Origin of the sequence: Mycobacterium sp. RTGN6 (genome assembly GCF_033804605.1) — a bacterium.
In the GTDB taxonomy this organism is placed as follows: domain Bacteria; phylum Actinomycetota; class Actinomycetes; order Mycobacteriales; family Mycobacteriaceae; genus Mycobacterium.
The window spans coordinates 89,052-108,456 of record NZ_JAPZKZ010000016.1; the positions used below are offsets into that span (position 1 = coordinate 89,052).

The 19,405-nt window shown below is 66.8% G+C and carries 18 protein-coding genes; 10 read left to right on the top strand and 8 right to left on the bottom strand.

Annotation, left to right across the window (positions count from 1 at the left end; genetic code table 11):
* Positions 1-49 precede the first annotated feature (49 nt).
* Both SLQ33_RS31190 and SLQ33_RS31195 read right to left on the bottom strand, forming a co-directional pair.
* Positions 50-352 carry a DUF4193 domain-containing protein gene (locus tag SLQ33_RS31190; protein ID WP_319457802.1) on the bottom strand — a complete coding sequence of 101 codons (303 nt, stop codon included), beginning with the start codon at positions 350-352 and terminating at the stop codon, positions 50-52.
* Positions 353-477: 125 nt separating this feature from the next.
* Complete coding sequence (locus SLQ33_RS31195; protein WP_319457803.1) at positions 478-2,013, bottom strand: amino acid permease; 1,536 nt, start codon at positions 2,011-2,013, stop codon at positions 478-480.
* Between the two features lie 125 nt (positions 2,014-2,138).
* On the opposite strand from SLQ33_RS31195, the gene SLQ33_RS31200 reads away from it, so the two are divergent.
* Together SLQ33_RS31200 and SLQ33_RS31205 are read left to right on the top strand one after the other, a co-directional pair.
* Positions 2,139-3,191 (top strand): putative nucleotidyltransferase substrate binding domain-containing protein, encoded by a 1,053-nt coding sequence (locus SLQ33_RS31200; protein WP_319457804.1) that lies wholly within the window; start codon positions 2,139-2,141, stop codon positions 3,189-3,191.
* A gap of 8 nt (positions 3,192-3,199) precedes the next feature.
* Positions 3,200-3,988 carry a Fic family protein gene (locus tag SLQ33_RS31205; protein ID WP_319457805.1) on the top strand — a complete coding sequence of 263 codons (789 nt, stop codon included), beginning with the start codon at positions 3,200-3,202 and terminating at the stop codon, positions 3,986-3,988.
* Here SLQ33_RS31205 and SLQ33_RS31210 read toward each other — a convergent pair.
* Together SLQ33_RS31210 and SLQ33_RS31215 are read right to left on the bottom strand one after the other, a co-directional pair.
* Positions 3,985-5,634 (bottom strand): SulP family inorganic anion transporter, encoded by a 1,650-nt coding sequence (locus SLQ33_RS31210; RefSeq protein ID WP_319457806.1) that lies wholly within the window; start codon positions 5,632-5,634, stop codon positions 3,985-3,987. The two genes, SLQ33_RS31205 and SLQ33_RS31210, sit on opposite strands and share 4 nt — an antisense overlap.
* A complete protein-coding gene (locus SLQ33_RS31215) occupies positions 5,631-6,008 on the bottom strand; it encodes a metalloregulator ArsR/SmtB family transcription factor (RefSeq protein ID WP_319457807.1) in 378 nt (125 codons plus the stop codon). The genes SLQ33_RS31210 and SLQ33_RS31215 overlap by 4 nt, the downstream gene beginning before the upstream one ends.
* Before the next feature lie 244 nt (positions 6,009-6,252).
* Between SLQ33_RS31215 and SLQ33_RS31220 the strand changes: the two genes are divergently transcribed.
* The gene (locus SLQ33_RS31220; protein WP_319457808.1) at positions 6,253-6,750 is read left to right on the top strand and encodes a homocitrate synthase; all 498 of its coding nucleotides are present in this window, start codon (positions 6,253-6,255) and stop codon (positions 6,748-6,750) included.
* Positions 6,751-6,761: 11 nt separating this feature from the next.
* Here the strand turns inward: SLQ33_RS31220 and SLQ33_RS31225 are convergent, their stop codons facing one another.
* A complete protein-coding gene (locus tag SLQ33_RS31225; protein WP_319457809.1) occupies positions 6,762-8,243 on the bottom strand; it encodes a cytochrome P450 in 1,482 nt (493 codons plus the stop codon).
* A gap of 121 nt (positions 8,244-8,364) precedes the next feature.
* Here SLQ33_RS31225 and SLQ33_RS31230 point away from each other — a divergent pair, with 121 nt between their 5' ends.
* The gene (locus SLQ33_RS31230) at positions 8,365-8,994 is read left to right on the top strand and encodes a TetR/AcrR family transcriptional regulator (RefSeq protein WP_319457810.1); all 630 of its coding nucleotides are present in this window, start codon (positions 8,365-8,367) and stop codon (positions 8,992-8,994) included.
* 13 nt (positions 8,995-9,007) lie between these two features.
* The gene (locus SLQ33_RS31235; protein WP_319457811.1) at positions 9,008-9,862 is read left to right on the top strand and encodes an SDR family oxidoreductase; all 855 of its coding nucleotides are present in this window, start codon (positions 9,008-9,010) and stop codon (positions 9,860-9,862) included.
* 6 nt (positions 9,863-9,868) lie between these two features.
* Here SLQ33_RS31235 and SLQ33_RS31240 read toward each other — a convergent pair whose 3' ends face one another.
* Genes SLQ33_RS31240 through SLQ33_RS31250 form a run of 3 tightly spaced genes read right to left on the bottom strand, consistent with a single transcriptional unit; the run spans position 9,869 to position 12,742 of the window.
* Positions 9,869-11,029 (bottom strand): AAA family ATPase, encoded by a 1,161-nt coding sequence (locus SLQ33_RS31240; protein ID WP_319457812.1) that lies wholly within the window; start codon positions 11,027-11,029, stop codon positions 9,869-9,871.
* Between the two features lie 11 nt (positions 11,030-11,040).
* Positions 11,041-12,096 (bottom strand): DNA polymerase IV, encoded by a 1,056-nt coding sequence (locus tag SLQ33_RS31245; RefSeq protein ID WP_319457813.1) that lies wholly within the window; start codon positions 12,094-12,096, stop codon positions 11,041-11,043.
* 28 nt (positions 12,097-12,124) lie between these two features.
* Positions 12,125-12,742 (bottom strand): helix-turn-helix domain-containing protein, encoded by a 618-nt coding sequence (locus SLQ33_RS31250; RefSeq protein WP_319457814.1) that lies wholly within the window; start codon positions 12,740-12,742, stop codon positions 12,125-12,127.
* Positions 12,743-12,789: 47 nt separating this feature from the next.
* Here SLQ33_RS31250 and ponA2 point away from each other — a divergent pair, with 47 nt between their 5' ends.
* From ponA2 to nrdE, 5 genes are all read left to right on the top strand, one after another.
* Positions 12,790-15,300 carry a transglycosylase/D,D-transpeptidase PonA2 gene (gene ponA2, locus SLQ33_RS31255; protein ID WP_319457815.1) on the top strand — a complete coding sequence of 837 codons (2,511 nt, stop codon included), beginning with the start codon at positions 12,790-12,792 and terminating at the stop codon, positions 15,298-15,300.
* Between the two features lie 90 nt (positions 15,301-15,390).
* Entirely contained in the window at positions 15,391-15,933 is a 543-nt protein-coding gene (locus tag SLQ33_RS31260) for an NADPH-dependent FMN reductase (RefSeq protein WP_319457816.1), read from the top strand.
* A gap of 464 nt (positions 15,934-16,397) precedes the next feature.
* Positions 16,398-16,649, top strand: coding sequence for a redoxin NrdH (locus SLQ33_RS31265; protein WP_319457817.1), 252 nt, complete (start codon positions 16,398-16,400; stop codon positions 16,647-16,649).
* Between the two features lie 31 nt (positions 16,650-16,680).
* A complete protein-coding gene (nrdI, locus tag SLQ33_RS31270; RefSeq protein WP_319457818.1) occupies positions 16,681-17,139 on the top strand; it encodes a class Ib ribonucleoside-diphosphate reductase assembly flavoprotein NrdI in 459 nt (152 codons plus the stop codon).
* Positions 17,106-19,277, top strand: coding sequence for a class 1b ribonucleoside-diphosphate reductase subunit alpha (nrdE, locus tag SLQ33_RS31275; protein ID WP_319457819.1), 2,172 nt, complete (start codon positions 17,106-17,108; stop codon positions 19,275-19,277). Before nrdI ends, nrdE begins: the two co-directional genes overlap by 34 nt.
* The last annotated feature ends 128 nt before the right edge of the window (positions 19,278-19,405 follow it).

Consider the following 19,405-nt stretch of genomic DNA (forward strand, 5'->3'; position numbering starts at 1 on the left):
CGCCAATCACCGCGCGGGACTATGGCCCAAATCTCAGACGGCCCAGCTCTCAGATGCAATCCGAGCAGATCATTTCGCTGCCAGTCTGTTTCGCCAACCGGTGCCGGTGGTGGACCAGGAAGCAGCTCGAGCAGGTGAATTCGTCGGCCATCTTGGGCAGCACCTTCACCATCAGTTCCTCGCCGGACAGATCGGCGTCGGGCAGTTCGAACGACTCGAACGGGTCTGCGTCATCGACGTCGATGACCGCAGTCGTGGCGTCTTTGCCGCGGCGTGCGGCGAGCGCCTCCAACGACTCGTCGGCGACATCGTCGGTGGGGGCCTGTCGGGGGGCGTCGTAGTCGGTTGCCATCGGAGTCCTTTCCTCGTCCTGCCGCGAGAACGCTGCGGGGTCAGTGATTGTTCCCGTGGTGTCACGGAACCAAACCCCGCACCGCTTTCGCCGACCGACGACGATGGCGACGTTGGTTCGGCGCCCTACTTCTCGGCCTTCTTGCCGACTAGGGCGTCGACGGGATCGGGGGCGCCTTCGCGGTCCTTGACCACGCGGTAGGCGACGTAGCCGACCAGCAGCGTCAGGGCTACGAAGATGACGGCGAAGTATTGCATGAACCATCCGGCGCCCGCCACGTCGTACACCTCGGCGCGGGGCCAGCCGATGTTGACGACCAGTAGGCCGCCGATCACCACGGCGATGAGGTTGACCGGAATTCCCCACTTGCCCAGGTCCATCACCGGAGGACCGTAGGACAGGCTGGTGCCGCGGAGCCGGTGGATGAGGGCAGGCACGGTGACCATCAGATAGGCGATGTACACGATGACGACCGACACGGACGCGATCGCGGCGAACACGCTGGACTGACCGATGTTGACCAGCAGCACTCCAATGGCGAGCGTGCTGACGGCGACACCGGTGATGACAGGGGTGCCGGTGCGCTTGTTGACCTGGGACAGGAACTTGCCGAACGGCAGCCGGTTGTCCCTGGCCATCGAGAACATCACCCGCGAGGCCGAGGCCTGGATCGCCAGCGTGGCCGAGAACATCGCGACGGCCACCAGTGCCAGTAGCGTCTTGCCGAGCCAGGTGTCGAGCTGGCTCTCGATGATCCAGGCCATCCCGCCGGTGGCGAGGTCGTCGCCGAGGCTCGGGGCCGACATCAGGGCGGCGATGATCATCAGTCCGCCCCCGAAGAACGACACCAGCAGCGCGTTGACGATGGCCTTCGGCGCGGTCTTGCGCGGGTCCCGGGTCTCCTCGGAAAGTTCTGCGGCGCTGTCGAATCCGTACATCACGTAGGCGGCCATCAGCATCGACGCAAGGAACGCCGGTAGGTAGCCGATCCCGGTGCCGTGGTCGCCTGAGTTGGCTACCGCCTCGACCGGGTTGCGCTCGGCGTTGAGGAACATCGCCCCGATGATGAGGGCCACGCCGATGATCTCCAGGGTGACCCCGGTGACGGTGATGCGGCCCATGAACTTCACGCCCGCCGCGCTGATGATGGTGCACAGCACGATGGTGATGGAGCCCAGGATGATTCCGTTCTCCGCGCCGGTGACCGAGAGCGGGTCCATGTCGCCGCCGATGATCTGGAAGCCGCTCCAGATCGGCGGCAGCACCGTCTGCATCGCGATCGCGAGCGCGGCGATGGACACGATGTAGCCGATCAGCATGAACCAGCCGGCGAACCAGCCGACGGCGTTGCCCGCCAGTCGGCGCGACCACTGATAGATGGCGCCTGCCACTGGGAACTTGCCCGAGAGCTCTGCGAAGACCAGACACACGCAGAACTGACAGACGAACACGATCGGCCACGTCCAGAAGAACGCGGGGCCGCCGAGGGCGAAGCCCAGGGGGAAGAACGCGAACACGGTGGTGAGGATCGAGACGAACGAGAAGCCGGACGCGAACGCGGCGTAGCCGCCGATGCCGCGATGCAACTCCTGGGTGTAGCCAAGCTCTTCGAGCGTCGATGCGTCCTCTTCGGACGAGATCGCGGGATCGATGGCGGTCATGCGCTGCTCCTGGGTCTGGTGCTAATAACTATCGATTGATAGAAAATAGCGGTAGTTTGCGTTCCTCGCATTTCGAAGCGGTCACGACTGTGTGACCAGGTACTCGACAGGTGACAATCATGGGCATGTCCAGCGTGTTTCGATCCGGTCGTGGAATCGCCGCCACCATCCGGGACATCGATGTTGCCAGCGACGAGCCACGTCTGCGCGCCGGGCTGGACCGGGCGTTCGACGCCGTCGGCGCGGAGTTGCGGGCCCACACGCCTGCGTCGACGCTCGCGGCGGCCTGGTCGGAGGTGTTGCGACACGCCGTCGGGGCGGCGGCGCGCATCGAGTCCGGCGCGGATGTGCCGCAGTGGACGTGGTTCGTGTCCGGAAGTGGCGCGCGGGGCGAGGCGGCCCCGGGATCGGACGTCGAGACGATGGTGATGCTCGCCGACACCGTCGAAGGCGCCACCAAGACCGCGTTGCTCGCGCGTGCGGCCGAGGTGCACGCGCTGCTGGAGCGCTGTGGAGTGCTCGGCGACGCCAACGGCGTGCTGGCCAGCCGTCCTCGGTTCTGCCGACGGCGGCTCAGCTGGGCCGAGGGCATAGAGCAGTGGACGGCCAACCCGCGGGACGACCGCGGCGTCGTGATGACCGGGCTGATGGCCGATTCGACGGCGGTGTGGGGCACGCTCGGCGTGGCCGACGACGAGCTGCGTGGGCAGAACCTGAAGGCGGTCGGACGCAACTACCCGGTGCGCCAGGCCATGCTGCAGGACGCCACCGCGACGCGAGCCGCCTTCCCGTCGCGGCTGCGAATGTTCACCACCCACGCCGACACCGTCGACCTCAAACTGGTCGCCATCGACCCGGTGGTCAAGATCGCGCGCTGGGCGGGTCTCGTCGCGGACTCCGACGCGCTGTCGACGACGCAGCGACTGGAGGCGGCCGCCGCGGCGAAAGCGCTTGACGCCGACGACGTCTCGAGCCTGCTCGAATGCCACCAGTGGCTGGTGCGGTTTCGCTGGCGGATCCGCGCGGGCGCCTTCCTCGACGGACGGCGGGTGTCCGACCTGGTGTCGTTGTCGGAGCTGGCACCGCAGGAGCGGGCGATGCTGCGCAGCGTCGCGCGGGAAGTGGCGGGCATCAGCCGCAAGTTGACGTACCTGGCGTCGACGTCGGCCTTCCACTGAGCCCGGCCGTGACGTTCGATCCGGGTCGGCATGCCGTCGCCCAGACCATCGCCGCCGAGCGGCTGGAGGGTTGGGCGCCAACGGACGAGCACGTCGTCGCGCTAAAGGCCCTGGCCCGCGGCGACGTCACCTTTCCCGATTATCTGGCGTCGTTTCGCGCCCGTCATCCACCTCCCGCGCCGGACGCTCGGCGCTGGCGGCTGCGCAGGCTTCCGTACCTGATTCCCGGAACCAACGTGCTGCGCAACGAGTTCGGCGCGCAGTCGGGAGCGATGCTGGCGGAGCTGGAGTACGTCGCCACCGCGGGGCGGATGGTGTGTTGGTTGCGCGCACTCGATGATGCGGCCTCCGAGAGTCTGGACGTGCGGGTGCTGCACCGGCACCTGTTCGCCGACGTCTATTCGTGGGCGGGCGAGCTTCGGATCGCCGAGCTGCGCCGCGGCGACCACTGGTTCGCCTGGCAATCGGCGCTGCCCACGGGGCTGTCCGCGTTGCACCGTGAGGTCAGCGCCGTCGTGGAACTCGGTGCCGCCCAGGATGATTCGCGGCTAGCGTACGCGCTGGCCCGGCTCTACGCGGATTACAACCAGCTCCACCCGTTTCGTGAGGGCAACGGTCGGGCCGGTGCGCTGTTGTTGCACGGCGTGGCGGCGGCCTGCGGCCGCACCCTCGACCTCTCGGGGATCACCCGCGAGCAGTGGTACGGCGCGGCGGCCGAGAGCATGCCATTCCGGCGGGACGGGCGGGCGAGCCATCGACCGTTCCTCTATCTGCTGTTGGGGAAGACGGCGCGCTAACCCACCGCCGCGCTGCCGCAGTGAAGGCGCGCGTGGACGATCGCGTCGTCCAATGAGTCGATGAGGTGGTTCTCGTGACGCAGCGACTCGATGACGCCGACGTTGGTCAGCAGGTCCATGTGCTCGGATTGGACACCCTTGATGATGACGGTGACGCCCCGCGACTCCAACTCTTCGGCGATGCGTCCCAGGGTGTGCGCACCGGTCGCGTCCAGCATCCCCAGCTTCGACATCCGGATGATCACGACCGAGACGTCCGGACGATCGGCATCGGTGATGGTGTTCGAAATGCGCTCGGCGACACCGAAGAACATGGCGCCGTCCAGCCGCAGCAACGCGATCCGCTCGTCGCCGGGGCGGGGTGGCCCGGGCAGCTCCTCGCGTGTCACGCTGCTCCGGCGCGCCACCGAGCGCAACGCGAACACCGCCGCGACCACCAGGCCGATCTCCACGGCCTCGATCAGGTCGAAGCACACCGTGACGACCGCGGTCAACGCGAAGGTCAGGGCGTCGGAGCGGGTGGAACGCAGAACACTGCCCACCGTCTTCGCCGAGATCATCCGGAAGCACGTCACCATCAGCACCGCGGACAGCGCGCACAGCGGAATGGCCGACACCGGACCGGTGGCGAAGTACACGACGCATAGCAGCACCAGGGAGTGCACGATGGCCGAAACCCGGGTGCGCGCCCCTGAGCGCACGTTCACCGCAGTGCGGGCGATGGCTCCCGTGGCCGGCATGCCGCCGAACACCCCGGAGGCCACCGACGCCAGGCCCTGGCCCACCAGTTCGCGGTTGGGGTCGTACGGGCCGGTGGGCGACATGGTGGCGGCCACCCGCGCCGACAGCAGCGACTCGATGGCGGCCAGCGCCGCGATCGCAACGGCGGCACCGAGTAACGCGCGCAACGCATCTAGATCGGCGTGCGGCAGCACGGGCGTGGGCAGGTGCGAGGGCAGTTCCCCGATGCGGGCGACGGGCAGCTTCGCGACGACCACCAACACCGTCGCGGCCAACACGCCGGTCAATGACTCGGGGATGGCGCGGTGCAGCCGGGGCAGTCCGATCATCAGCGCGGCGACCAACAAGGCCACCATCAGCGTCGTCGCGGCGACCGTCCAGTCGGCCCCGCGCACGACGGTCCACGCCGCGAACAGTGGGCGCTGGCCCTCGGGGACGGCGCTGCCCAATGCCGCAGGTACCTGCTGAAGGAAGATGATGGTGGCGATGCCGAGGGTGAAGCCTTCGATCACCGGCCACGGAATGAACGTCACCGCGCGTCCGAGCCCGGTGACACCGGCGGCCACCACGATCAGTCCGGCCAGCACCGACACGAGCGCGATGCTGCCAAGCCCGTAGTGCGTGACGATGGGCGCCAGCACCACGGCCATGGCGCCCGTCGGCCCCGAAACCTGGACGTGTGAGCCGCCGAACACCGCCGCCACCAGGCCGGCGACCACCGCAGTGATGAGCCCGGCCGCCGCCCCAACCCCTGAACTAATGCCGAAGGCCAGGGCCAGCGGTAGCGCAACGACCCCGACGGTCACCCCGGCGAGCACGTCGCGGCGCCAGGATCGTGGCAGGCCTGCGTAGTCGGAACGGTGGGGGAGCAGCCGGGCTACCGCAGCGGTGCGCGCACCGATCATTCCCGAATTCCCAAGGGCGGCAATGCGTCCACCGCATCGAGTTGGTCTCGACGCGCAGTCAGGGTATCGACGAGGAAGGTCCGGGCGATGGCAAGCAGCTCCGAGATCTTCGGGTGGGCCAGCTCGTAGTAGACGGCGTTCCCCTCCCGCCTGCTGCGGACCACGTGGTGGCGCTTGAGCACTGCCAGATGCTGTGACAGCAGAGTCGGCTCGATTTCGGTCGCCGCCAGAATCTCGCTCACCGGCGTCGGGCCGGCACTGGTGGAGAGGATCTCCAGCGTTCGGATACGCGCCGGGTGGGCCAGCGCCTTGAACAGATTCGCCTTGATTTCGTAGAGCGGTCGCTCGGACCCGTCGAGGAAGCGGTTGGGCACGTGGAACGACCTAACAATTGATGGATTGAACGAATACTCAATCCACTGTACTTTGCGGCTTCGCAGACTCGTACCCGCCGCCGATGTATTCGGTTGCGTCGGGTGCGGAAATGCGGCTACTGTCGCGTCCGTGCCGAAGCGACTCGTAGTAGCAACCCGCAGCGGGGTCTGATCCAGACCGACCCCTCGCTGTGGGTCGTTGCTACACCGTCGGTCATTTCCTCTGGCAAGAGAAGACCGGCACATGTTCCCCACCACTTCGGCACCGTCCGGCACCAACACGGCCCAACGGGCCGCGGCGCACCTTCCCGTTCCGCTGCCCGTGGGCCTTCGCGAGGAGGCCGATTCCATGTCGTTCGACGAGTTCCACGCCACCTACGCATCGACGTCCGGCCCGGTGCGGCTCGGTCAGTGGGAGTGCACCGACGGGTATCGGCCGTCGACCCGGCTCGGCCCGCAGGCCCGTAATTACCGCGCCACCATCGCCGTCGCGGACCGCATCAGCACCGCCACCGCCGCCGCCAGCGGGCCCATCGCAGCTCTGACCTCCATGCTGTACGACCGCGGCGTCGCCGTGGAACTGCTGAAGTTCCACCAGCTGGCCGCCGACGACGGCATCGCGACGTTCGTGCACGGGACCAACGGCTCCGCCGACGAATGGGCGATGGGGATGTCGGGCGATGCGACCCAAAGCGCACTGCGCGCGATGATCGCCTGCGCGAACCGGCTGCTCGCGGCCTGACCCGTGGCCGTTTAGCGCAGCGGGCGCAGCACGATCGGCAGCCCGTCCATGGGCACCGGCATGCCTGCGTAGTCCCACTGCTCCTTGTAGCCCGGCCGCGCCGGCTCCAGCCGGTACTTGCGCAGCAGCCGGTGCATGATCGTCTTGACCTCGAGTTGGCCGAACAGCATGCCGATGCACTTGTGCGATCCGCCGCCGAACGGGGTGAACGCGTACCGATGCTTCTTGTGTTCACTGCGTGGCTCGGCGAACCGGTCGGGGTCGAACTTCATCGGGTCGGTCCAGAACTCGGGCAGTCGGTGGTTCAGGCCGGGATAGGCGATGACGTTGGTGCCCTTGGGTAGGTAGTAACCGAGCAGTTCGGTGTCACGGACCGTGCGCCGCATCGCCCACTGCACGGGCGTGACCAGTCGGATGGACTCGTTCATGACGAGGTCGAGCGACTCGAGCTTCTCCAGCGACTCGATGTCGACGGGCCCGTCGCCGAGCCGGTCGGACTCGTCGCGACAGCGGTCCTGCCACTCGGGGTTCTCGGCCAGGTAGTACGCCATCGTGGTGGCCGTCGACGTCGAGGTGTCGTGCGCGGCCATCATCAGGAAGATCATGTGGTTGACGATGTCGGCGTCGGAGAACTTATTGCCGTCCTCGTCCTCGGTTTGGCACAGCACCGTCAGCAGGTCGTTGCCCTCCTTGCCGCGCCGTTCGGCGACGCGCGCCTGGAAGTAGTTCTCCAGCAGCTTGCGCGCCTGCAAACCCCGCCACCACGTGAACGGCGGCACGCTGGTGCGGATGATCGCGTTGCCCGCGCGAACCGTCGTGGTGAACGCGTTGTTGACCTTGGTCACCAGTTCGTTGTCGGTGCCGGGCTCGTGGCCCATGAAGACCATCGAGGCGATGTCGAGCGTCATCTGCTTCATCGCCGGATAGAGCAGGAACCTGGGGTCGTTGGCCACCCAGTCGTTGGCGATCACCTTCGACACCACCTGGTCGACCTGCTCGGTGTAACCCACCAGTCGGGTGCGGACGAAGGCCTCCTGCATGATCCGCCGGTGGTACATGTGCTCGTCGAAGTCGAGCAGCATCAGCCCGCGGTGGAAGAACGGCCCGATGACCGGAACCCAGCCCTCCTGCGAGAAGTCCTTGTTGCGGTTGGAGTAGATCGCCTGGGCGGCGTCCGGCCCGAGTGCCGTGACCGCCGCGAGCACCGGCGAGTCGGCGTAGTACACCGGACCCTTCGTGTTGTAGAGGTGCATCAGGTAGTCGGGCCCGCCGCGGAACATCTCGACCATGTGCCCGACGATCGGTAGCCCTGCGTCACCCATCACGGGCTTGAGGTCGCTGCCCGCGGGCGGAGCGGCCAGGGCGGACTCCTTGAACTCCGTGCGGAGCAGCTTGCGTTCGAGCGCCCCCATGCCCGGGAAGTTGTTGATCGAGGGGGTGAACCGCCGCTTCGCCTGGTCGAGCAGATACTCGGGGGTACTGATGGTCGCCATCTGGACACTCCTGAAGCTCAACGGGCTGTGGTCGATGTCACGTGAGATTCCATCCTGTAGGGCACACTTGACGCATGTCAAGTTTTGAACTGTCGTGTCCCGGGTGCGATCGTTTACGCCCATGACAGCCGAACCCATACCGGTCCGCCGGAGCCGTGGTGACCGGCAACGCGACGCGATCGTCGCCGCGGTCTACGAATTGCTGCAGGAGCGGTCCTTCGCCGACCTGTCCGTCAGCACGATCAGTGAACGCGCCGGTGTCGCCCGGTCGGGCTTCTACTTCTACTTCGATTCCAAGTACGCGGTGCTCGCGGTGATCCTCGCCACCGCCGGCGAGGAACTCGACAAGATGACGCACCACTTCGCGCCACGCGAACCGGGCGAGACGCCGTCGGAGTGCGCCAAGCGAATGGTCGGCGCCGCCGCGGCGGTCTATGCGACGAACGACCCGATCATGCACGCGTGTGCGCTGGCCCGGAACACCGATGCGCAGATCCGCGAAATGATGGACGATTTCGCCGACGGCATCATCGACAAGATCATCCGCGTCGTCGAGCAGGATGCCGACGCGCGGCCGATCTCAAGGGATCTGCCCAGTCTGGTGCGGACGCTGGCGGCGACGACGACGATGACGCTCACGCAGGACAGCGCGTTCGTCGGGCGCGGAGAGGATCCCGCCCGGGCCATCGAGATCGTCGAGCGGCTATGGCTGTACGGCCTGTGGGGCGGCTCTGACCTACGTGGCGACTAGGTAGGGTCACCGGATGGCTCAGGGCTTTGCGGGCAAGCGGTGCTTCCTGACCGGGGCGGCCAGCGGCATCGGCCGCGCGACGGCGTTGCGGCTCGCCGCCGAGGGCGCCGAACTCTTCCTCACCGACCGAAACGCCGAGGGCTTGGCGCAGACGGTCGCCGACGCGCGTGCGCTCGGCGCGCTGGTACCCGCCCACCGGGCGCTCGACATCTCCGACTACGACCAGGTGGCCGCGTTCGGCGCGGACATCCACGACGCGCACCAGAGCATGGACGTCGTCATGAACATCGCCGGAGTCTCCGCATGGGGAACCGTCAGCCAGCTCGAGCACCGGCACTGGGAGTCGATGGTCGCCATCAACCTGATGGGGCCCATCCACGTCATCGAGACCTTTGTTCCGCCCATGGTGCAGGCAGGTCGAGGCGGGCACCTGGTCAACGTGTCGTCGGCGGCCGGTCTGGTCGCATTGCCCTGGCACGCCGCCTACAGCGCGAGCAAGTTCGGCCTGCGCGGGGTCAGCGAGGTGCTGCGGTTCGACCTCGCCCGGCACCGGATTGGCGTGTCGCTGGTGGTGCCGGGCGCCGTGAAGACGCCGCTGGTGCAGACCGTCGAGATCGCAGGCGTGGACCGCGAACACCCGCAGGTGCGCAAGTGGATCGACCGGTTCGGCGGGCACGCCGTCTCACCGGAGCACGTCGCCGACCGGATCCTCGTCGGCGTCACGCGAAACCGCTACCTCATCTACACCTCACCCGACATCCGGGCGCTGTATGCGTTCAAACGCCTGGCGTGGTGGCCGTACAGCGTTGCGATGCGGCGGGTGAACGTCGTCTTCACCCGCGCGCTACGGCCTGCCAAACCCGGCTGACGGCAGTCACCGCTTTCCCCAGTCCCACGGCGGTGCGGTCACCATGGTCTGACCCACGACGCGAGTCTCGCCCCACTCCTTGCACAGCTCGACCTCGGAGCTATCCGCGCCTGCGAGCTGTTCGCGCATGGCCGCCGAGTGGGTGACCACGACGACTTGGGTGTTGGTGGCGGCGGCGTTGATCATCGAGGCCAGCGGGGCGACCAGGTCGGGGTGCAGCGAGGTCTCCGGCTCGTTCAGCACCATCAGCGACGGTGGGCTTGGGCTCAGCAGGGCGGCTCCCCACAGCAGGAATCGCAATGTGCCGTCGGACAATTCGGCTGCCCGCAGTGGGCGCAGCATCCCGCGTTGGTGGAGTTGGAGCTCGAAGAGGCCGTCGGTGACGGCCACCGACACCGACGCCCCGTCGAAGGCTGCCGCGACCGCCCGGGCGAGGTCGTCGAACCCGGCTTCGACGATGGTCTGGATGGCCGCGGCCAGGTCACCGCCGTCGTCGGACAGCGCAGGCGTGCGGGTGCCCACCCGTGGCTGCCGCGCCGGGGCAGCGGCGTCGACGCGGAATCCGTCGTAGAACCGCCAGCCGCGCAGTCGCTCCCGGACGGCCGCTAGCTCGGGCAGCGCGCCGGGGTGGGCGTACTCGGCGAGCACGCTGCGGTAGGTGGGCAGCGCGCGCGTCAACTCGGTGAAACCACGACCGGACTCGTCGGCGACCTCGGCGTAGTCGCGGCCGCGGCGAACCAGGGTGGCGGCCGGACGCAGCCGCGGGCCCACGAACACCGCCTCCCGCTTGATTTCGGGGTCGCGCGCGAAGAACGACCCTGGACCCGCGAACTGAGGTAGGCCAAGATCGACGAGGTATCCGAAATCGTCTGCGGCGAAGCCGAGTTCGAGCGCCACGGGGCGGGTGCGCGTGGTGCCCTGCGACGTGCCCGTGCGCCGGGCGCCGCTGGTGTGCTCCGGCCCGGCCCACAGCACCGACTCCAGCCCACCCTCTCGCGCGAGCGATCCGATGACCTCGCCCCTGCCGCAGTCGGCGAGCAACCGCAGCGCCCGGTACACCGACGACTTGCCCGTGCCGTTGGCGCCGGTGACGACGGTCAGCCCGGCGAGCGGCAGGACGAGCTCCCGCAACGAGCGGTAACCGCGGATCGCGATGGTGTGCAACACGGTTCGTGACGCTAGCGGTCGCCGGTGACAGCCGGCTCTGGCATGGCCAGTTCCAGCCGCACGCCGAGCAGGCGGATCGGGCGGTCGAGCTCGAACTGATGCAACAGGTCGAGCGCCGTTTCGACGATCGCCTGCTGGTCGTTGCCCGCGACCGCTAGCTTGCGGATCTTCGTGCGCGTGTAGAACGTCTTCGTCCGCACGGTGACCGCGACCCGGGTGACCGTGCGGTCCGCCTCGACGATCTCGGTGAGCGTCTGCTTGGCCAGTTCCGTGATGGCGGAGTCGATTTCGGCCTGCTCGGTCAGGTCCTCGGGAAACGTGACGACGTGGCTACGCGACCGGGGCACCCATGGCTCGGCGCTGACGTTCGTGTCGCCGCCGCCCTTGGCGAGCAGCAGGATCCACAACCCGGTGGTCGGACCGAACGTGGAGGTGAGAAGCGTCGCGTCGGTTGCAGCCAGGTCGGCGACGGTGGTGATGCCCAGTCCGGCAAGACGTTTGGCCGTCTTGGGGCCGACGCCCCACAGCGCATCGACAGCGCGGTCGCCCATGACGGTCATCCAGTTTGCGTCGGTGAGTTGGAAAACCCCCGCAGGCTTGCCGAATCCGGTCGCCACCTTGGCGCGCTGCTTGTTGTCGCTGATGCCCACCGAACACGACAATCCGGTCTCGGCCTCGATGACGGAACGGATCCGCTCGGCGAGCGCAACCGGGTCGTCCACGTCGGCGCCGAGGTAGGCCTCGTCCCAACCCCACACCTCCAGCGGGTGCCCGAGATCGCGTAGCAGCCCCATGACCCGGTCCGAGGCCTCGTCGTAAGCCGCCGGGTCCGACGGGAGGAAGGTCGCGTCGGGACAGCGGCGCGCGGCGTTGCGCAGCGGCATGCCCGCGTGGACCCCGAATTCACGGGCCTCGTACGACGCGCAGGTGACGACCTTGCGCGGTTCGCTCGGGTCGCCGTTGCCGCCGACGATGACGGGTAGGCCGCGCAGCTCGGGACGGCGCTGGAGCTCGACCGAGGCGAGGAACTGGTCGAGGTCGACGTGCAGGACCCAGGGCATTGTCATCTGCTCTTCGCGCAAGCGCTCATCGCCGCTAGTGCCCGCAGAGCTTGCGCGCCACGCCCTCCCACGCGTCACCCTGCGCGTCGAGGCTGAGGCCGAGATCGGTCAGTTGATGGGTGACGTAGTCGGCGTCGAGCAGCGCCAGCAGTGCATCGGCCTGGGTGTCGAGGTCGCCGGTGGTGTCCGCGGCCGCCAGCAGCGTCCGGATGTGGGTGCGGTGCAAGGTGGCGGGGGAGTTGAACCGCGTCGCGGGGTCGTGCCAGACGTCGGACAGCAGGGCGCGGTGATTCCAGACGAACTGCAGGCGTTCGCGGCCGTAGGCCAGCAGCCGTTCGAGCGGCGGCGCGCCGGGCCCGAGCGGTGGCGGACCGAACATGAACCCCTGCTGCTGGATCTTCTCGTCTTCGTCGAGCAGGACGACCATCAGCCCTGCCCGGCTGCCGAACCGGCGGAACAACGTGCCCTTGCCGACGCCCGCGGCGGTCGCGACGTCGTCCATCGTGACCGCGTCGGCGCCGCGATCGGCAACGAGCTTGCGCGCCGCATCCAGAAGCAGCGCACGGTTGCGTGCGGCGTCGCCACGCTCGACGGGCACGGAGTCGGCGACCGGTAGGCCGGACAACCCCGCCGACCCGTTGCTGACGCCCATGCCTGCACTTTAGCTGCGTTGGACCTCGAGGCACCTACGCTGGCGGCATGGCGGATCGGCCAACGGCGGTGGCAACCCTTGCCAAACTGGCGTTCCACACCGTGTTGTTCGGGGCGCTTGCGGCGGTGTTCATGTTCCCGCTCGTCGGTGGTGCAGGCGTGGCGGTCACCCGGATCTCCGACGTGGTGATCGAGGACTCGGCGCAGATCGTCGAGGGCACGGTGCCGACCATCACGACCATGGTGGACGCCGCCGGGAACCCGATCGCGTGGCTGTACGCGCAGCGTCGGTGGGAGGTGCCCAGCGACCGGATCGCCGACACCATGAAGTTGGCGATCGTCTCGATCGAGGACAAGAGGTTCGCCGACCACAACGGTGTGGACATGCAGGGCACCCTGGCCGGACTCGCTGGCTACCTGCGGGATGCCGACGGCGCCAGGGGCGGGTCGACGATCGAACAGCAGTACGTCAAGAACTACAACCTCTTGGTGAACGCCAAGACCGCCTCCGACCGCCAAGCGGCGGTGGAGACGACGCCTGCACGCAAGCTGCGCGAGATACGGATGGCGCTCGAGCTCGACAAGGTGCTCACCAAACCGGAGATCCTCACGCGATATCTGAACCTGGTGTCGTTTGGCAACGGCGGATATGGCGTCCAGGACGCGGCTCGGACCTACTTCGGCATCGACGCGTCGCAACTCAACTGGCAGCAGGCCGCGCTGCTGGCCGGACTGGTGCAATCGACCAGCACACTGAATCCGTACACCAACCCCGAGGGTGCGTTGGCGCGTCGGAATCTCGTACTCGGCACCATGATCGAGAACCTGCCGGACAGCGCCGACGAACTACGCGCCGCCGCCGCCCAGCCGTTGGGCATCCTGCCCCGGCCCAACGTGCTGCCCCAGGGCTGCATCGCCGCGGGTGACCGCGCGTTCTTCTGCGACTATGCGCTGACCTACCTGGCCGCCGCGGGCCTCAGCAGGGAGGACTTGGCGCGCAACGGCTATCTCATTCGCACCACCCTCGACCCCAAGGTGCAGGCGAGTGTGAAACGCGGAGTCGACGCCGTCGCGTCTCCCACGGAGGACGGCGTCGCCAGCGTGATGTCCGTGATCAAGCCCGGCAAGGATGCGCACCGCGTGCTGGCGATGGCGGACAACCGCACCTTCGGCCTCGATCTCGCCGCCGGCCAGACCGTGCAGCCGCAGCCCTACTCCATGGTCGGCGACGGCGCCGGCTCGATCTTCAAGATCTTCACCACCGCCGCGGCGCTCGAGCTGGGGATGGGCATCAACGCCCAGCTCGACGTCCCGCAGACGTTCAAGGGCACGGGCCTGGGCAGCAGCAACACTCCCGGGTGCCCGCCGCAGACGTGGTGTGTCAAGAACGCCGGCGGCTACCGCGGCACCATGAGCGTGACCGACGCGCTGGCACAGTCCCCGAACACCGCGTTCGCCAATCTGATTGCGCAAGTGGGTGTCCCGCGCGCGGTGGACATGGCGGTCAGGCTCGGGTTGCGGTCGTACGCGCAGCCGGGCACCGCCCATGGCTACGACCCCAACAACGACGAGAGCCTCGCGGACTACATCAAGCGGCAGAACATCGGTTCCTTCACGCTCGGCCCGTTCGAGCTCAATGCGCTCGAATTGTCCAACGTCGCGGCGACATTGGCGTCCGGCGGCACGTGGTGCCCACCGACCCCCATCGACAAGGTCTTCGACCGCGAGGGTCGCGAGGTGGCGCTGGAGACGGCCGCCTGTGAGCAAGTGGTGCCCGAGGGGCTTGCCAACACGCTGGCCTTCGCACTAGGCAAGGACACCACCAGCGGGACTGCCGCCGGTGCGGCGGGTTCGGCGGGATGGAATCTGCCCATGTCGGGAAAGACGGGTACGACCGAGTCCCATCGGTCGTCGAGCTTCCTCGGCTTCACCAATCAGTACGCCGCCGCCAACTACATCTTCGACGATTCCCCGAAACCGTCCGGGCTGTGTTCCTATCCGCTGCGAAAGTGCGGTGACGGCAACCTGTTCGGTGGCAAGGAGCCGGCACGCACCTGGTTCCTGGCGATGAAGCCGATCGCCAAGGACTTCGGTCCGGTCGCGCTGCCCCCCACTGACCCGCGCTACGTCGACGGCGCCAAGGGCAGCCAGGTGCCTAGCGTGACTGGCCTGAAGCTGGCGGCGGCGCGCAAACGCGTGCAGGATGCCGGCTTCCGGGTGGCCGACCAACCCACCCCGATCGACAGCTACCTCGCGAAGGGGGCCGTGGCGGGGACCACGCCGAAGGGCAAGACCATTCCCGGCTCGATCGTCACGATCAACACGAGCAACGGGATCGCGCCTGCGCCGACCTACTACCCGCCGTCGGATGTGCCACCGCCTCCGCCGCCCGAGGCGCCGCCACCGCCACCGGAATTTAACGTCATTCAGATTCCAGGGCTGCCGCCGATAACGTTGCCGATGCCACCGCCGCCCCCACCACCGCCTCCGCCGCCGCCCGCGCCACTGCCCGACCCCGGACCGCCGCCCGCGGGTGCACCGCCACCTCCGCCGCCGTAGCAGACTCGGCTCCATCAGAATGGCGGGATGAATCGGACCGCGGTCCGGCGTTACGTAGGGCGAGCATCACAACGACCGAAGGAATGGAACATGTCGAACGTCAAGGTCTTGGTCCTGGTGGGCAGCCTGCGGGCGCAATCGGTGAACCGTCAGCTGGCCGACCTCGCGGCAGAAGCCGCTCCCGAGGGCGTCACGTTGGTGAGGTTCGACCGGCTGGGTGAATTGCCCTTCTACAACGAGGACATCGACAACGAGGACGTCGCCGAGTCGGTGAAGGCGCTTCGCGAGGTGGCCGGCGCGGCCGATGCCGCGCTCGTCGTCACGCCCGAGTACAACGGCAGCATCCCCGGCGTGCTGAAGAACGCGATCGACTGGTTGTCGCGCCCGTTCGGAAACGGCGCGCTCAAGGGCAAGCCGCTGGCCGTCATCGGTTCGTCGGCCGGCCAGTACGGCGGCGTCTGGGCGCACGACGAAACCCGCAAGTCGTTCGGCATCGCCGGGCCCAGGGTGGTCGAGGACCTGAAGCTGACGGTCCCGGTGAAGGTCTTCGACGGGAAACACCCCCGCGAGAACGCCGACGTGGCCGCCGCGCTGGGCGACGTGGTCGGCAAGCTGGCCGCCGAGGTCGGTTGATCGAATCCCACGCAAGCCGTCGATGAACCCGGTTCGTCGGCGGCTTTGCTGTTGGTAGGGAGCCGCGGCCACCTTGTCGGTGCCCGGTGGTAGACACGTGTGCGTAGCGCGACACACCCCACGGGGTGGTGCGCGACACGCCGGGAAATGTTCGGCGCCGCGGCTTACGACCTGGGAATTCCATCAATGTGGTTCAGAACATCTAGTATCTCTTCTGATTGTCGGACACCAGGTGTAGTGTCTTGCAGACCGACAGACCCCCACGGTTCGGAGGTCGGCCGGAGCCCACAATCCGGCGGTGTCGGTACTCGGAATCGCTCAATTGAAGGCCTCGGTCGGCAGGAATTTCAGAGGTCCGGAGGCCGCTGTATTACCAAGCGGAGAGCAGTACCCGAGCAGTTGCCAGTCGCGTGCAGTCCACGTTCAGTTCTTGCTAGTTCTTCAAAGAGGGAGCCGTACCGAAGATGACTCAGCCATCGATCACCGTGTACACGAAGCCCGCTTGCGTGCAGTGCAACGCCACCTACAAGGCGTTGGACAAGCAGGGCGTCGCCTACGACGTCGTCGACATCAGCCTGGACACCGAAGCGCGCGACTACGTGATGGCGCTCGGCTACCTGCAGGCGCCCGTCGTCGTGGCCGGCAACGACCACTGGTCGGGTTTCCGGCCGGACCGCATCAAGTCGCTGGCTGGAGCGGTCGCAGCATCTGCATAACGGGTAGTCCAAGGGCAGGAAGGAGAATGCGATGAGCAAGCTCGTCTATTTCTCCAGCGTCTCGGAGAACACTCACCGCTTCGTCGAGAAGCTGGAACTGCCCGCCACCCGGATCCCGGTACTTGGACGAATCGAGGACCCTGACTTCGTCCAAGAGCCCTATGTACTGGTACTGCCCACCTACGGCGGTGGACACGCCAACGGTCCCGATCCCGATGCCGGGGGCTACGTCCCCAAGCAGGTGATCGCCTTCCTCAACAACGAACACAACCGGTCGTTGATCCGCGGAGTGATCGCCGCGGGCAACACCAACTTCGGCGCCGAGTTCGGCTATGCGGGAGTCGTCGTCTCCCGCAAGTGCGACGTGCCATACCTCTACCGCTTCGAATTGATGGGCACCACGGACGACGTATTCGCCGTCCGTGAGGGCCTTGCCGACTTCTGGAAGGACCAGACGTGCCACCAACCGTCACAGCTGCAGAACCTGTAACCTCGAGCGCGCCAAACGCGCTGCCCGGGGAGACGGATTACCACGCGCTCAACGCGATGCTGAATCTGTACGACGCCGACGGCAAGATCCAGTTCGACAAGGACCGGGAAGCCGCGCACCAGTACTTCCTGCAGCACGTCAACCAGAACACGGTGTTCTTCCACAACCAGGACGAGAAGCTCGACTACCTGGTCAAGGAGAACTATTACGAGCGTGAGGTGCTCGACCAGTACAGCCGCAACTTCGTGAAGTCGCTGCTGGATCGGGCCTACGCCAAGAAGTTCCGGTTCCCAACGTTCCTCGGCGCGTTCAAGTACTACACCTCCTACACGCTGAAGACGTTCGACGGGAAGCGCTACCTAGAGCGCTTCGAGGACCGCGTCGTCATGGTGGCGTTGACGCTGGCCGCCGGCGACACGACTCTGGCCGAGAAGGTGGTCGACGAGGTCATCGACGGACGGTTCCAGCCGGCCACCCCGACGTTCCTCAACTCGGGCAAGAAGCAGCGCGGTGAGCCAGTCTCTTGCTTCCTCCTTCGCATCGAGGACAACATGGAGTCCATCGGGCGCTCCATCAACTCGGCGCTGCAGCTGTCCAAGCGTGGCGGCGGAGTTGCGTTGCTACTGAGCAACATTCGCGAGCACGGCGCGCCCATCAAGAACATCGAGAACCAGAGCTCCGGCGTCATCCCGATCATGAAGCTGCTCGAGGACTCGTTCTCCTACGCCAACCAGCTCGGAGCTCGCCAAGGTGCGGGCGCGGTGTACCTGCAGGCGCATCACCCCGACATCTTCCGGTTCCTCGACACCAAGCGCGAGAACGCCGACGAGAAGATCCGCATCAAGACGCTCTCGCTGGGCGTCGTGATCCCCGACATCACGTTCGAACTCGCGAAGCGCAACGAGGACATGTACCTGTTCTCGCCGTACGACGTCGAGCGCGTGTACGGGGTGCCGTTCGCCGACATCTCGATCACCGAGAAGTACTACGAGATGGTCGACGACGCCCGAATCCGCAAGACGAAGATCAAGGCGCGCGAGTTCTTCCAGACGCTGGCCGAGCTTCAGTTCGAGTCCGGCTACCCGTACATCATGTACGAGGACACGGTGAACCGGTCGAACCCGATCGAGGGCAAGATCACGCACAGCAACCTGTGCTCGGAGATCCTCCAGGTGTCGACGCCGTCGCTGTTCAACGAGGACCTGACCTACGCCAAGGTGGGCAAGGACATCTCGTGCAACCTCGGCTCGCTCAACATCGCCAAGGCGATGGACTCGCCGGACTTCGCGCAGACCATCGAGGTGTCGATCCGTGCGCTCACGGCCGTCAGCGACCAGACCCACATCTGGTCGGTGCCGTCGATCGAGCAGGGCAACAACGACTCTCACGCCATCGGGCTGGGCCAGATGAACCTGCACGGCTACCTGGCTCGCGAGCGGATCCACTACGGCTCCGAAGAGGGCGTCGACTTCACCAACATGTACTTCTACACGGTGCTGTACCACGCGCTGCGGGCGAGCAATCGCATCGCGATCGAGCGGGGCACGGCGTTCGGTGGCTTCGAGCGGTCGAAGTACAAGTCGGGCGAGTTCTTCGACAAGTACACCGAGCAGGCGTGGGAGCCGGCCACCGAGCGGGTGCGCGAACTGTTCGCCGATGCGGGCATTCGCATTCCCACGCAAGAGGATTGGGTGCGGCTCAAGGAGTCGGTGCAGGCGCACGGCATCTACAACCAGAACCTGCAGGCGGTGCCTCCGACGGGGTCGATCAGCTACATCAACCACTCGACGTCATCGATCCACCCGGTCGCCAGCAAGATCGAGATCCGCAAGGAAGGCAAGATCGGTCGCGCCTACTACCCAGCGCCGTACCTGACCAACGACAACCTGGAGTACTACCAGGACGCGTACGAGATCGGCTACGAGAAGATCATCGACACCTACGCCGCGGCCACCCAGCACGTGGACCAGGGACTGAGCCTGACGTTGTTCTTCAAGGACACTGCCACCACCCGTGACGTGAACAAGGCGCAGATCTACGCCTGGCGCAAGGGCATCAAGACGCTGTACTACATCCGACTGCGCCAGATGGCGCTGGAGGGCACTGAGGTGGAGGGTTGCGTCAGCTGCATGTTGTAAGGCATTACAGCTCCTGCCAAACGATGTTCGCTCTCCAGACGATCCGGAATCAGTAGCCGGAGTGGGTGATCCGAAGGTGTACGGGCGTCAGCAGAACACAGTTGCTATCTTAAGAAAGCGAAGCTTGC

Bases quoted from the DNA above. Each gene is read 5' to 3' on its own strand.
- SLQ33_RS31190 (WP_319457802.1), bottom strand. From the start codon at position 352: ATGGCAACCGACTACGACGCCCCCCGACAGGCCCCCACCGACGATGTC.
- SLQ33_RS31195 (WP_319457803.1), bottom strand. From the start codon at position 2,013: ATGACCGCCATCGATCCCGCGATCTCGTCCGAAGAGGACGCATCGACG.
- SLQ33_RS31200 (WP_319457804.1), top strand. From the start codon at position 2,139: ATGTCCAGCGTGTTTCGATCCGGTCGTGGAATCGCCGCCACCATCCGG.
- SLQ33_RS31210 (WP_319457806.1), bottom strand. From the start codon at position 5,634: ATGATCGGTGCGCGCACCGCTGCGGTAGCCCGGCTGCTCCCCCACCGT.
- SLQ33_RS31220 (WP_319457808.1), top strand. From the start codon at position 6,253: ATGTTCCCCACCACTTCGGCACCGTCCGGCACCAACACGGCCCAACGG.
- SLQ33_RS31225 (WP_319457809.1), bottom strand. From the start codon at position 8,243: ATGGCGACCATCAGTACCCCCGAGTATCTGCTCGACCAGGCGAAGCGG.
- SLQ33_RS31230 (WP_319457810.1), top strand. From the start codon at position 8,365: ATGACAGCCGAACCCATACCGGTCCGCCGGAGCCGTGGTGACCGGCAA.
- SLQ33_RS31235 (WP_319457811.1), top strand. From the start codon at position 9,008: ATGGCTCAGGGCTTTGCGGGCAAGCGGTGCTTCCTGACCGGGGCGGCC.
- SLQ33_RS31245 (WP_319457813.1), bottom strand. From the start codon at position 12,096: ATGACAATGCCCTGGGTCCTGCACGTCGACCTCGACCAGTTCCTCGCC.
- SLQ33_RS31250 (WP_319457814.1), bottom strand. From the start codon at position 12,742: ATGGGCGTCAGCAACGGGTCGGCGGGGTTGTCCGGCCTACCGGTCGCC.
- ponA2 (WP_319457815.1), top strand. From the start codon at position 12,790: ATGGCGGATCGGCCAACGGCGGTGGCAACCCTTGCCAAACTGGCGTTC.
- SLQ33_RS31260 (WP_319457816.1), top strand. From the start codon at position 15,391: ATGTCGAACGTCAAGGTCTTGGTCCTGGTGGGCAGCCTGCGGGCGCAA.
- SLQ33_RS31265 (WP_319457817.1), top strand. From the start codon at position 16,398: ATGACTCAGCCATCGATCACCGTGTACACGAAGCCCGCTTGCGTGCAG.
- nrdI (WP_319457818.1), top strand. From the start codon at position 16,681: ATGAGCAAGCTCGTCTATTTCTCCAGCGTCTCGGAGAACACTCACCGC.